Source organism: Mesorhizobium sp. LSJC285A00, assembly GCF_000503155.1.
In the GTDB taxonomy this organism is placed as follows: domain Bacteria; phylum Pseudomonadota; class Alphaproteobacteria; order Rhizobiales; family Rhizobiaceae; genus Mesorhizobium.
Genome location: NZ_AYVK01000004.1, coordinates 122,574 through 134,266, shown reverse-complemented (window position 1 = coordinate 134,266; position 11,693 = coordinate 122,574). Strand labels below are relative to the sequence as shown.

Sequence of the window (11,693 nt, the reverse complement as noted above, 5' to 3'; positions counted from 1 at the left end):
CGGCGGGCCTCAATCCACCTTCTTCTCGCCCCGCTCGCCGGCCTTGACGATGTCGCCGGTGGTGAACAGGATTTCCTTCAGTTCCGCGCGCCAGTCTTTCTTCTGGCGCAGCAGGAATTCCAGATCCATGCCGAAATGCTTGAACTCCTCGCCTTGCGCGTTCTTCATGATCGCCTTGGCCTGAGGGTCTTTCTCGACCGACATGCGCTGTTCGTACCAGCTGATCGCCTCGGCCTCTTCGATCAACGAGGTGATCATGCGGGCAAAGGTCCGCACCTCCTGCGTCAGTTCTTCCGGCGGCTCGTGATACTGATCGAAACCCATTTATCCCTCCCAGGCCCGGGGCTCGACCGGCCATCGCAGGCGACGCTTGGGCTCGCGTGCAACGGATCAGGCTGGAAAATGGTTCCGGAGCGAGTGCGACAAGGTCTGTCACGCAACTATCATCTTCGCGTCCTAGACCGCTCATCGGTGGGCGCGGCATCGTCGATTGCGGCGGCTTCGTCATCCGGCCGTTCCGGCCCGTTCCGTCACAAGAAGGATCTCCATGAAAAATCTGCACCGAACCGTGTCGCTCGGCGCCGCATTGGCGCTGTTTACCGCCCTGACCCCTGCCCTTGCCGGCAGCACCGCCACCGTTGGCGGCTTCGTCAACAAGGGCCTGGTCGGCGTCGGCCGCATTCCGGCCGATCAGAAGGACAAGTTCGGCGAGACCTTCGGCTCCGGCTCCGGCATGCTCGATCGACGCCGCAAGCTGGACCCATGGCGCGGATGGCTACAAGGGTTCGCTGTGGCTGCTGCCGGATCGCGGCTACAATGTCGTCGGCACCACCGACTACCGGCCGCGGCTCAACACTATTCGCATCGAGTTCACGCCGACCGCACTGGGCGCCACGCCCGCTGCCGGCCAGGAACAAACAGGCGTCAAGGCGACGCTAGCCGATTCGCTGCTGCTCACCGACGACAAGGGCGCAGACGCCACCGGCCTCGATCCGCTCAACGGCGTGCGCGCGGCGAGCGGCGACCTGCCGATCCTGCCCGAGGCCAACGGCAAGCTGGCGCTCGACAACGAGGCGATCGCGCGGCTGCCCGACGGCACCATGTTCATCTCTGACGAATACGGCCCCAACATCTACCGCTTCTCGGCCGACGGCCATCTGTTGTCGGCAACGCAGCCGCCGGCCGCTTTGGTGCCGATGCGCAAGGGCGGGCCGAACTTCGCCTCCGACAATCCAGGCCCCGGTGCAGCCGAACCCGATCCGAAGGATCCCGAAACCGGCCGCCAGAACAACCAGGGCCTCGAAGGCATGGCGCTGACGCCGGACGGCAAGTCGCTGATCGCTGTGCTGCAGTCGGCGCCCCGCCAGGATGGCGGCGATTCGCCCGCGACGCGCCAGAACACCCGCGCCCTGGTCTACAACGCCTCCGACCCGGCCCATCTCAAGCTGGTGCATGAATATGTCGTGCCGCTGCCGGTGTTCAAGGTCACCAAGGACAAGACCAAGGTCGCCGCGCAGAGCGAGATCATGGCGCTGTCCGACAAGACCTTCCTGATGCTGGCGCGCGACAGCGGAAACGGCCAGGGGGTGAAGGGCGATACTTCGCTGCTGCGCCAGATTTTCGTCGTCGACGTCTCTGGCGCCACCGACATTGCCGGCGGCGCCTTCGATGCCGCCGACAAGCCGCTGGCGCCCAAGGGCGTGCTCGACCCCTCGGTGACGCCGGCCAAGCTGACGCCGTTCATCGACATCAACGACAACAAGGAACTCGGCCGTTTCGGCCTGCATGACGGCAAGCCCAACGACAAGAACAATCTGTCGGAGAAGTGGGAAGCAATGTCGGTGGTCAGCGTGCTCGATCCGGCGCTGCCCGACGACTATTTCCTGTTCGTTGGCAACGATAACGACTTTCTCACCGAGGACGGTTTTCAGGTCGGCGCGCCCTACAAGGCCGAAGACGGCGCCGATGTCGATACCATGTTCCTGGTCTATCAGGTCACGCTTCCGGGCCTCGCCAAGAAGTAGCCGTATACGGAGAGGCGGACGCGCTCGGCGCGTCCGCCTCTAACCGTTTGTCGGCGATCAGCGATGCCGTGAAGGCACCTATTTCAAAATCTCCGCATCCCTTGGCACGCCGGCATCGATCGGCTCGGCGGTCCGGCTCGACACAGCCATGATCTTGCCCGCGGCCGACAGGTTCGGGCGCACATAGACCTGGGCTACGCCGTTGACCCGGCTGTAGAGGTCGATGATGTCCTGGTTCATGAAGCGCACGCAGCCCGACGACGCATTCTTGCCGATGGAATCCCATTCCGGCGTGCCGTGCAGCCGGTACATCGTGTCCTTGCCGTCGCGGAACAGATAGAGCGCGCGCGCGCCGAGCGGGCTCTGCGGTCCCGGCGGCATGCCGTCCTTGTATTTCGCCAGTTCCGGCCGGCGCTGGATCATTTCGGGCGGCGGCGTCCACACCGGCCATTTCTTGCGCGCCTGGATCACGGCGCTGCCGGTCCAGCCAAACCCGGCCTTGCCGAGGCTGACGCCATAGCGCATTGCCTTGCCGCCGTCGCGCACCAGATAGAGAAAATGCTCGGATGTATCGACGACGATCGTGCCGGGTTTTTCGCCGGTCGGATCGTCCACGATCTGGCGCACGAACTTCGGATCGAGCTTGGCCACGGGGATTGCCGGCAATGAAAAGCCCTCATCGACGCGCGCCGAATACATGGTGGCGGCATCGCCCAGAGCCGGTTCGGGCGCCGGAGCGGGCGTTGGCGGCACCACGACGTCGGTCGTGGTGCAGGCTGAAAGCGCCATGGAAGCGGCACCCAAAGCGGATATTCCAAGAAACGCGCGCCGGTTCAGGCGCTCGGAAAAAAGCGGATTGTCGGACATGATCCCCCCAGCCTATTCATCATATCCAACAGGATATGCGACCCCACGCGGCGACGACCCATATCCCATTCCGAATGTTTTGAGAACTGATTAGCGTGAAGCCGCCAGGTGGCATGTTCCAATGCCGCATCGACCTTGTCCGTTAAATCGGCGATCATTGCCGGGCGGACTTTGAGATGAACCTTCGCCGAACAGCCCATGGACGAAAAAATACTACCGCGCCGGCGCACCGGCGATCTCACCAGCGGCCCAATCCCTCGCACGCTGCTGTTGTTCGCGCTTCCGGTGCTCGGTTCCAATGTGCTGCAGTCGCTCAACGGTTCGATCAACGCCGTGTGGGTCGGCCGCTTCCTCGGTGAATCGGCGCTGACGGCGACCTCAAACGCCAATCTGGTGCTGTTCCTGATTCTTGGCACCGTGTTCGGCATCGGCATGGCCGCCACCATCCTGGTGGCGCAATCGGTCGGCGCCCGCGACCTGCCCGAGGCGCGGCGCATCGTCGGCACCAGCGCCAGCTTCTTCTTCCTCGTCTCGGCTATCTTCGCCGTCTGCGGCTGGATCTGGGTCGACGCTATCCTCAACACACTGGGCACCCCGCCCGATGCGCTGCCGCTGGCGCGCTCCTATCTGCGCATCATCTTCGTCGCCGTGCCGATGATGAATCTTCTGTCCTTCGTCATGACGGTGCAGCGCGGTGCGGGTGATTCGCGCACGCCATTTTTCTTCATGGCGCTCGCCGTCGTGCTCGACATCATCCTCAATCCGCTGCTCATTCGCGGAATCGGCCCCTTCCCCGAGCTCGGCATCGCCGGCTCCGCCACCTCGACGCTGATCGGCCAGACGGTGAGCGTGATCGCCATCCTCGTCGTGCTTTATGCCAGAAAGCATCCGTTGCGGCTCGCCGGCGCGAACCTCGCTCTGCTGCGGCCGGATCCGGCGCTGCTCAGGATCGTCGTCTTCAAGGGCGTGCCGATGGGCCTGCAGATGATCGTCATTTCGGCGGCGGCGCTGACCGTGATGGGCATCGTCAACTCCTACGGCTCGCAGGTCGCCGCCGCCTATGGCATCGCGGCGCAGCTGTGGACCTATATCCAGATGCCTGCACTGGCGATCGGCGCCGCAGTCTCGTCGATGGCGGCCCAGAATGTCGGCGCAGGGCGGTGGGACCGCATCGGTCGCATCGCGGCGTCCGGCGTCGGCTTCAACCTGGTGCTCACCGGCGCCCTGGTGGCGCTGCTGTTCTTCTTCGACAGGCCGGTACTCGGCCTGTTCCTTAGCGGGGACAGCACCGCAATCGACATTGCAGCCCACATCAACAAGGTGGCGTCCTGGTCGTTCATCCTGTTCGGCGTCACCATCGTGCTGTTCGCGACCGTGCGCGCCACCGGTGCCGTGATGCCGCCGCTGATCATTCTGGTGATTTCCGTGATGGTCGTGCGTACCGGCTTTGCCTACTTCTTCAGGAGCTACATCGGCGAGGAAGCGCTGTGGTGGAGTTTTCCGGCGGGATCGATCACCTCGCTGGTTCTGGCCGCCGCCTATTATCGCTTCGGCCGCTGGCGCACCATGCACATGATCGAGGACCGGCCGGCCGCCGGCGAGCCGCCCGACACCGGCCTCGGCATCCCGCGCGGACGGGCAAACATGGCCCGGGACGCCAAGCGGGTGAGGCTCAGCGCGCGTATTTGACGCCGAACCCCAGCGCTACGACAGAGAACAGCGTGATCATGCCGGCGAAGGCCAGGCTTGCCGTCGTCGGAGTGGCCCAACTCGACAGCAGCCCAATGCCGATCACCGGCAGCGCATTGCCGCAGAAGCAGCAGATGAAGAACGCCGACACCAATTCGGCGCGACGCTCGGCAGGTGCGATCTGGTTCACCACCTGCAGGCCGCCGCGATAGCCGAGCGCCGCCGCCACGCCGCACACAGCGGTGGCGGCAACCATCAGGGACATCGACGCGAAAAACTGAGCAGCAACCATCAGCCCTACGGCCGGGATCATCAGCGCCAGCGCGGCCAGCATGCCGGCGCGACTGGACAGTCGGGTCGTGGCCAGAATGGTCGCGGCCGCAACGATCGACAGTTCAAAGAACAGCCCGCCAGCCTCGGCATGGTTGGCCACATGCAGCTGCTGCGCCAGGATGCTCGGCGCCAGGGCTGCATAGAAGCCGACCAGCGCCATGGCGCCGAAGCCGGTGACGGCCGGCGCCACGAAAGCGGCGCGGATATCAGCGGGCACCGACAGCCGCGGCCGCAGCGAAACATCGGCCAGCCTTCCCGGCCGCGAAACGGTTTCCCTGGTGCGCCAGATCAACAGCGTCACCACCACGAGCAAGGCAAGATAGACCGCAAACGTTAGTCTCAACGGCCAGGGCGCATATTCGGCGAGCAGGCCCGATGCCAGCGCGCCGAGGCCAAGGCCAACGAAGTTGGTGCTGGTGGCGATGATTGCCGCGCGCGATTTGTCCTTACCCTCGATCAACTCGGCAAGCCAGGCCGTGCCGGTTCCCGCGCCGACGCCGATGCCAAGGCCGCTCAATATGCGGGCGACATCGAGCCATGCGACATTCTCGGCCAGCAGGAACACCACCGCGCTGACCACCGCTATGGCCATCGACGCCAGCGCCGCAGGACGGCGGCCAATGCCGTCGGACAAGCGCCCGAACATCAGCAATGCGCCGAGATTGCCGACGACATAGACGGCGTAGACCAGCGTCAGCGTGATCTGCGAGAAACCGAAGGCCTGCTTGTAGATGACGTAAAGCGGCGTCAGCACCGTGCTGCCGGCGAACAGCGCGGCGATCATGGCGGCAACCGCGGCCATCGCGGGCCGGCCATCGAGTCCGTTGTCGCGCGTCGTGGTCTCGGCATAGCTGGTCATGGCAACCTCCGGCCAATCGCCCAACGCCCAATTGCGCCCCAACGTCCATGTAAGGATGGCCGTTCCACGCGCCGAACTTCATCCTGACAACCTTGTCAGGATGGTCTTGCCCGAAGTCCTCGCTTAACGTCTTTCCATCGAGAGGGAGAATCCATGGGAAAAGGTAGAGTCGAGGCATTCACCGATGGGGTGGTCGCCATCATCATCACCATCATGGTGCTGGAGCTGAAAGTGCCGCATGGCCAGGATTTTTCAGCGCTTCTGCCGCTGTGGCCGATCTTTTTCAGCTATGTCTTGTCGTTCATCAATGTCGGCATCTACTGGAACAATCTGCACAACATGTTCCACACCGTCCAAAGGGTCGACGGCCGCGTGCTGTGGGCCAACCTCAACCTTCTGTTCTGGTTGTCGCTGATGCCGGCAACGACGGCCTTCATGGGCGAGAACCATTTCGCGCCCGTCCCCGTCGCGGTCTATGGCATCGACCTGGTGCTGTGCGCGGTCGCCTACACCTTTCTCGCCACCAAGCTGCACCATTTGCACGGCAACGACACCGCCTTCGCCAAGGCGCTGGGCAATGACCGCAAGGGCAAGATCTCGGTGGCCCTCTACGCCGCAGCCGTCCCGCTTGCCTTCGTCAACCAATGGATCGGCGTTGCGATCTTCGTGCTGGTGGCCGCCGTCTGGTTCGTGCCGGACACGCGTTTTTCGCGGGTGCTGGAAAAGTAGCGTAGGACGTCTCTACTTGCGCATCGCCTTCAGCTTTTCGGCAACCGACGCCGCAAGGTCGGCATAGCGCTCCTCCAGCCGCTCGGCCGCCTTGATGATCGAAAAATCATGGCCGAATTTTTCCAGCGCCATGCGCAATTTCTCGACGAACTCGGCCTGTTTTTCGAGTGCCGAAAACAAGGTCTTCACCTGCGCTTCGCTTATGTCCGGATTGGCAAGCATCTGCGGCACCTCGCGGCCCATCTGGTCGCCGGTGGCGGTCTGCTCCTTCAGGATCGCAACCCAGTCGGTCAATCGGCAGTCTCCCTGTTCGGCCGCAGCATGCACGGCCGCCGTTGATGCGGTCAACCCGAACACGCGGGACGGCCTTGCACGATGCGCGTCCCGCGCTAAGTTCGGCGCCACCCGAACCCTAGGAAAAAGATCATGACCTCCGACGCCGAAATGCAATCCGCTTTGCCCGCCCTCAGCCGAGGCAACGTCGCCGTCATCACCGGGGGCGCCAGCGGCATCGGGCTTGCCGCCGCCAAAAGGCTGGCGGCTATGGGCATGAGACTGGTGCTGGCCGACATTGGCGGCGCGCGCCTCGATGCGGCCCGCCAGGCAGTCGCCGCGATCGCCGGCGAGAATGCCGTGCTTGCGGTCGCCACAGACGTCTCGAAGGCCGACGAACTCGGCCGGCTGGCGGAAAAGACGCATGCCGCTTTCGGCGCCGTATCGCTGCTGATGAACAATGCCGGCGTCGGCAACAATCCGGGAAAACCGTGGGAGAACGGCGACGCCTGGAAGCGGCTGATCGACATCAATTTCTGGGGCGTCGTACATGGCGTCGAGGCCTTTGCGCCGGCCATGCTGGCCTCCGGAGAGCCGGGCCTGATCATCAACACCGGCTCCAAGCAAGGCATCACCACGCCACCCGGCAATCTCGCCTACAACGTATCCAAATCGGCATTGAAGACGTTCACCGAAGGCCTGGCGCACGCATTGCGCAACGAGCCGGGCGCGAAGGTCGCGGCGCATCTTCTCATTCCCGGCTTCACCTTCACCGGCCTCACCGAAGGAGCGGTCGAAAAACCCGCTGGCGCCTGGACCGGCGAGCAGGTGGTCGACTTCATGCTGGCTTCGCTGGCGCGCGGGGACTTCTACATCCTGTGCCCCGACAATGAGGTGATGCGGCCGACCGATGAAAAGCGCATGGCCTGGGCGATCGGCGACATCATCGAGAACCGGCCTGCTCTCTCGCGCTGGCACCCCGACCATAAGGACGCTTTCGCGGCCTTTATGGGAAACTGATCGTCGAACTCAGCCAAAGCCGAGACTCAGGCGGGCGCGCGTTTTTTCGCGGTGCGCTTTTGCGCGACGGCCTTCTTGCCCGCCAGTTCGGCGAGCTCGTGGTCATGGCGTTTTGCCGCCCGCTCGCATTTGTCTCTGATCTCCTCGACCTCGGATTCGGTCAGGTGCTCGATGCCGATGAAATGATTGTGGCCCTCGCTGACGCGGATCAGTTCGTCGAGCTTGGCCTGAACCGCGGCGCCGTCGCGGTTCTGGGTGTTCTGAATCAGGAACACCATCAAAAAGGTGATGATCGTCGTTCCCGTGTTGATGACGAGCTGCCACGTATCGGAGAAGCCGAAGAATGGCCCACTTACCGCCCAGACGATAACGATGGCGCAACAGGCGATGAAAGTCGGCGGCAGGCCCGCCAAGTGCGAAACGGTGTTGGCGATTCTGGTAAACAGCTTTTCGATCATTCACATCCTCAACCGTTCAAAGCGCGACGAGCTGACCAAGGCCGCATTCATCGCTCCAACAATAAACAACCGGCAGCCGCTTCCGGTTCCCTGTCGCAGAGGGCATCGCTGGTGCAATTGTATGCACGCCAAAGGCGCAGCGCCGTGAAAAGCCGCCTTATCGGTTTGTTGCCATTAGCCATGCAGGCCAAAACCTGTTCGTTCCGCTTCACGGCGGATTTGTCTCCAAGCCCCTTCCGCTGCGCCACCCCCGCATGGCGGAAGGGGTCCGTTGCGTTGCCGCAGACCGGCGGAACTCTTCCCGACACGTGCCGTTCAGAATTTTGGCGCCAGGATTTCGGCCAGCCAGTCGATGAAACCGCGCACGCGCGGCGAGCTCTCAGGAATGCTCTTGCTCCCAACGATCGAGCAAATCCTCAATCGGCAAGGCCTGCATGTCGGGAACCGCTTTGGCGAGTTTCTCCGGCGGCCAGTCCCACCAGGCAAGGCTTTCGATCCGCGCCGCGATCTCGGAGGGAAAGCGCATGCGCAACGGCTTCGCCGGTACGCCGGCGACGATTGTGTAGGCCGGCACATCCCGCGTCACCACCGAATTGGCGCCGATGATGGCGCCATTGCCGATGCTGATGCCGGGCATGATGACGGCGCCATGGCCGATCCAGACATCGTTGCCGATGCCGACCGCCTTGGCCTGCCGCCGCGCGCGGAACGCCGCGTCGACGCCCAGCCAGCGGAAATACTCGTTCGGCCGGTAGCCGAGCTTGTGCTGCGTGATCCGCTCGATCGGATGCTCCAAGGCATTGATGCGGCTGTTGGCGGCGATCGAGCAGAATTTTCCGATCGTCGTGTAGATCGCCTCGGCGTGGCGCTCGAAATAGGAGAAATCGCCGACATTGACCTCGCGCAGCACCACCCGTTCGCCGATCGAGGCATAGCGGCCAAGCTTGCACGCTTTCAGCTCCGCGGTCGGATGGATGCGCGGCTCCGGATCTTTCAGGACGAGGTTTTCGGTACGGTCCATCTGGCGGATTTACCCCCGCGCAATTGCGGAAGCAATTGTCGCGTCGCCGTCGGGCCCGCAGGCGGGTCGATCTTGCGTCGGCTCCGACCGGCTATTTCGGCTTGCCGCCGGTCCACACCACGTTCTGGCCGAACAGCGGCACGGTCGTCACCGACATTTTCGCCGAGCCGTCCTGCACCTGGCGCGAATGCGAGAGATAGATCAGCGTCTCGTTCTTCTTGTCGTAGATGCGGTTCACCACCTGCTTCTTCCAGATCAGGCTGATGCCTTGCTTGAACACCTCTTCGCCGCCCTCGCTCATGTCGATGTCGCCGATGGTGATCGGCCCGGTCTGGCGGCAGGAGATCGAGGAATCAGACGGATCCTCGAACCAGTTGCCCTTGTGCAGCCGGTCGATGACGCTGCGGTCGAAATAGGAGACATGGCAGGTCACGCCGTCGATCTTGGGGTCCTTGATCGCCTCGACGATGATGTCGTTGCCGACCCAATCGACGCCGACCTTGCCGACCTCCTCTGCCGCGGCGGCACCGGCGCCAAGGGCAATGCATGCGGCCAGCGCGCCGCCGATCAGTTTCTGCCCAATCCGTCTCTGCCCAGTCCGTCTTTGCAAGGGAGCCTCCTCAGGTTCAGTTTGCCGGTCTCAGGTGGGATAAGGGCCAGCTGTTTGCAAGGTAGCGCCCAGCCCGGTTGCGGCAACGCGGCATCTTTGCCTTGCCCCCTGCGACCGGCTAAGACTGCCGGCAGAGAGGCGCCGATCCGGCGCTCGATGATTTCTGCTACGGACAATTCCTGATGATGCGTTCAATTCTGGTCGGCATTCTCGTTCTGATGGCGGCGGGCATCGGCTGGCTCACCTTTGACTTCTATCGCGGCCACTATGGTGGCGAACCGTATGGCGCGCCATTCACGCTGGTCGACCAGAAAGGCGCGCCAATCACCGAAACCGCCTTCCGGGGAAAACCCAGCATCGTCTTCTTCGGCTTCACCCATTGCCCGGAAGTCTGCCCGACCACTTTGTTCGAAATGGCCGGCTGGCTGAAGACGCTGGGCGACGACGGCAAGAACCTCAACGCCTACTTCGTTACCGTCGATCCAGAGCGCGACACGCCGCCTGTGATGAACACTTACGTCAGCAATTTCTCCGACCGCATCGTCGGCATATCGGGCGATCCCGACAAGGTGCACGCCATGGCGAAGTCCTTCAACATCTACTGGAAGAAGGTCGACACCGGCGACGGCGATTATACGATGGACCACACCGCCTCGGCGCTGCTGCTCAATGCCAAGGGCGAGTTTTCGGGCACCATCGCCTATGGCGAAAGCGCCGATACCGCGATTGCCAAGCTGAAGCGGCTGGCAGCAGGCTAGGCATGATCCCTAAATGTGGAATCCGGTTTTCTCGGACAGAAAAGTGTTGTCCAGAGATCATGCTCAAGCAAGAGACCAACTGATGGGTCAGACCAGGCTCCACTTCATCGCTGGGAAGATCGAGGCCGACCGCATATTTGCCGCGCTCGAGCCGGCTTTCGAGGATGAAGGCCTGCCGATCGCCGTGCTCGAAGTCGATGAAGACCGCGACATCTATGAGGTTTCGCTCTACACCGACGGCAATGTCGACGCGGTTGAGGCGCGGCTAAGGGACAGCCTTGCCGGACTGTCCCTGTCGAAGCCGATCGAGCGCGAGGTTTTGCCCGACATCGATTGGGTGGCGCGCTCGCTGGAGGGACTGAAGCCGGTGCGCGCCGGACGTTTCTTCGTCCATGGCGCGCATGACCGCAGGAAGCGCCACAGCGGCGAACTGGCCATCGAGATCGAGGCCGGCCTTGCCTTCGGCACCGGCCATCACGGCACCACGGCCGGCTGCCTCGAAATGCTGGAGCGGGTCGTGCGCCGCGAAGGTCCCAGGAATGCCCTCGACCTCGGCACCGGCAGCGCGGTGCTGGCGATCGCCGTCGCCAAACTGGCGCATATTCCGGTGCTGGCGACCGACATCGATCCGATCGCCGTCAGGGTCGCCGCCGCCAACGCCCGCCTCAACCACGTCAAGGCGCTGGTCGAAACGGTGACGGCGCCCGGCTTCCACCACCCGATCTTCGGCAAGCGCGCGCCTTTCGACCTCATCGTCGCCAACATATTGGCGCGGCCGCTGATGCGGCTGGCGCCTGAGATGGCCAGGCACATCAGCCTCGGCGGCTCGATCGTGTTGTCCGGCATCCTCGAGCGCCAGTGCAATGCGGTGATCTCGGCCTATGTCGGCCAGAATTTCCGCCATGTCAGGACCTTGCATCGCGAAGGCTGGGTAACGATCCACCTGAAGCACTGAGACGCAACGCGCTTTGGACCAATCCGAGCCTGTTGCGATTGGCGAAAATCGATTCCGGTTTTCCGGGTCATGCGCTACGGTCGCGCCCGATACAGGA

General features: G+C 63.4%; 12 protein-coding genes and 1 pseudogene. 6 read left to right on the top strand and 7 right to left on the bottom strand.

Annotation, left to right across the window (positions count from 1 at the left end):
* Nucleotides 1–9 precede the first annotated feature (9 nt).
* On the bottom strand, nucleotides 10–324 hold the full coding sequence (locus X726_RS162475) for a hypothetical protein (RefSeq protein ID WP_023668303.1): 315 nt from the start codon (nucleotides 322–324) through the stop codon (nucleotides 10–12).
* 223 nt (nucleotides 325–547) lie between these two features.
* On the opposite strand from X726_RS162475, the pseudogene X726_RS01000000166635 reads away from it, so the two are divergent.
* Nucleotides 548–2,024: pseudogene (locus X726_RS01000000166635) on the top strand (esterase-like activity of phytase family protein).
* Nucleotides 2,025–2,102: 78 nt separating this feature from the next.
* Here X726_RS01000000166635 and X726_RS162480 read toward each other — a convergent pair.
* On the bottom strand, nucleotides 2,103–2,891 hold the full coding sequence (locus tag X726_RS162480) for a L,D-transpeptidase (RefSeq protein ID WP_023668302.1): 789 nt from the start codon (nucleotides 2,889–2,891) through the stop codon (nucleotides 2,103–2,105).
* Nucleotides 2,892–3,089: 198 nt separating this feature from the next.
* On the opposite strand from X726_RS162480, the gene X726_RS162485 reads away from it, so the two are divergent.
* Nucleotides 3,090–4,580, top strand: a complete 1,491-nt coding sequence (locus X726_RS162485) for an MATE family efflux transporter (RefSeq protein WP_023668301.1) — start codon at nucleotides 3,090–3,092, stop codon at nucleotides 4,578–4,580.
* Here X726_RS162485 and X726_RS162490 read toward each other — a convergent pair.
* A complete protein-coding gene (locus X726_RS162490; RefSeq protein ID WP_023668300.1) occupies nucleotides 4,564–5,772 on the bottom strand; it encodes an MFS transporter in 1,209 nt (402 codons plus the stop codon). The genes X726_RS162485 and X726_RS162490 overlap by 17 nt on opposite strands.
* A gap of 153 nt (nucleotides 5,773–5,925) precedes the next feature.
* On the opposite strand from X726_RS162490, the gene X726_RS162495 reads away from it, so the two are divergent.
* On the top strand, nucleotides 5,926–6,501 hold the full coding sequence (locus X726_RS162495; RefSeq protein ID WP_023668299.1) for a TMEM175 family protein: 576 nt from the start codon (nucleotides 5,926–5,928) through the stop codon (nucleotides 6,499–6,501).
* A 12-nt stretch (nucleotides 6,502–6,513) separates the two neighbouring features.
* On the opposite strand, the gene X726_RS162500 is transcribed toward X726_RS162495, so the two are convergent.
* Entirely contained in the window at nucleotides 6,514–6,795 is a 282-nt protein-coding gene (locus tag X726_RS162500; protein ID WP_023668298.1) for a hypothetical protein, read from the bottom strand.
* A gap of 132 nt (nucleotides 6,796–6,927) precedes the next feature.
* On the opposite strand from X726_RS162500, the gene X726_RS162505 reads away from it, so the two are divergent.
* Entirely contained in the window at nucleotides 6,928–7,794 is an 867-nt protein-coding gene (locus tag X726_RS162505) for an SDR family NAD(P)-dependent oxidoreductase (protein WP_023668297.1), read from the top strand.
* Between the two features lie 26 nt (nucleotides 7,795–7,820).
* Here the strand turns inward: X726_RS162505 and X726_RS162510 are convergent, their stop codons facing one another.
* From X726_RS162510 to X726_RS162520, 3 genes are all read right to left on the bottom strand, one after another.
* Entirely contained in the window at nucleotides 7,821–8,252 is a 432-nt protein-coding gene (locus X726_RS162510; protein ID WP_023750938.1) for a low affinity iron permease family protein, read from the bottom strand.
* Nucleotides 8,253–8,631: 379 nt separating this feature from the next.
* Nucleotides 8,632–9,273 carry a DapH/DapD/GlmU-related protein gene (locus X726_RS162515; RefSeq protein WP_023668295.1) on the bottom strand — a complete coding sequence of 214 codons (642 nt, stop codon included), beginning with the start codon at nucleotides 9,271–9,273 and terminating at the stop codon, nucleotides 8,632–8,634.
* 91 nt (nucleotides 9,274–9,364) lie between these two features.
* Nucleotides 9,365–9,883, bottom strand: coding sequence for a CreA family protein (locus tag X726_RS162520; RefSeq protein ID WP_023753104.1), 519 nt, complete (start codon nucleotides 9,881–9,883; stop codon nucleotides 9,365–9,367).
* A 182-nt stretch (nucleotides 9,884–10,065) separates the two neighbouring features.
* Between X726_RS162520 and X726_RS162525 the strand changes: the two genes are divergently transcribed.
* Both X726_RS162525 and X726_RS162530 read left to right on the top strand, forming a co-directional pair.
* Complete coding sequence (locus X726_RS162525) at nucleotides 10,066–10,641, top strand: SCO family protein (protein ID WP_023668293.1); 576 nt, start codon at nucleotides 10,066–10,068, stop codon at nucleotides 10,639–10,641.
* Between the two features lie 82 nt (nucleotides 10,642–10,723).
* Nucleotides 10,724–11,596, top strand: a complete 873-nt coding sequence (locus X726_RS162530) for a 50S ribosomal protein L11 methyltransferase (RefSeq protein ID WP_023668292.1) — start codon at nucleotides 10,724–10,726, stop codon at nucleotides 11,594–11,596.
* The last annotated feature ends 97 nt before the right edge of the window (nucleotides 11,597–11,693 follow it).

What these genes read in the sequence shown, in the direction of transcription:
- X726_RS162490 (WP_023668300.1), bottom strand. Translation starts at nt 5,772, where the DNA reads ATGACCAGCTATGCCGAGACCACGACGCGCGACAACGGACTCGATGGC.
- X726_RS162515 (WP_023668295.1), bottom strand. Translation starts at nt 9,273, where the DNA reads ATGGACCGTACCGAAAACCTCGTCCTGAAAGATCCGGAGCCGCGCATC.
- X726_RS162480 (WP_023668302.1), bottom strand. Translation starts at nt 2,891, where the DNA reads ATGTCCGACAATCCGCTTTTTTCCGAGCGCCTGAACCGGCGCGCGTTT.
- X726_RS162495 (WP_023668299.1), top strand. Translation starts at nt 5,926, where the DNA reads ATGGGAAAAGGTAGAGTCGAGGCATTCACCGATGGGGTGGTCGCCATC.
- X726_RS162485 (WP_023668301.1), top strand. Translation starts at nt 3,090, where the DNA reads ATGGACGAAAAAATACTACCGCGCCGGCGCACCGGCGATCTCACCAGC.
- X726_RS162525 (WP_023668293.1), top strand. Translation starts at nt 10,066, where the DNA reads ATGATGCGTTCAATTCTGGTCGGCATTCTCGTTCTGATGGCGGCGGGC.
- X726_RS162510 (WP_023750938.1), bottom strand. Translation starts at nt 8,252, where the DNA reads ATGATCGAAAAGCTGTTTACCAGAATCGCCAACACCGTTTCGCACTTG.
- X726_RS162530 (WP_023668292.1), top strand. Translation starts at nt 10,724, where the DNA reads ATGGGTCAGACCAGGCTCCACTTCATCGCTGGGAAGATCGAGGCCGAC.
- X726_RS162505 (WP_023668297.1), top strand. Translation starts at nt 6,928, where the DNA reads ATGACCTCCGACGCCGAAATGCAATCCGCTTTGCCCGCCCTCAGCCGA.
- X726_RS162475 (WP_023668303.1), bottom strand. Translation starts at nt 324, where the DNA reads ATGGGTTTCGATCAGTATCACGAGCCGCCGGAAGAACTGACGCAGGAG.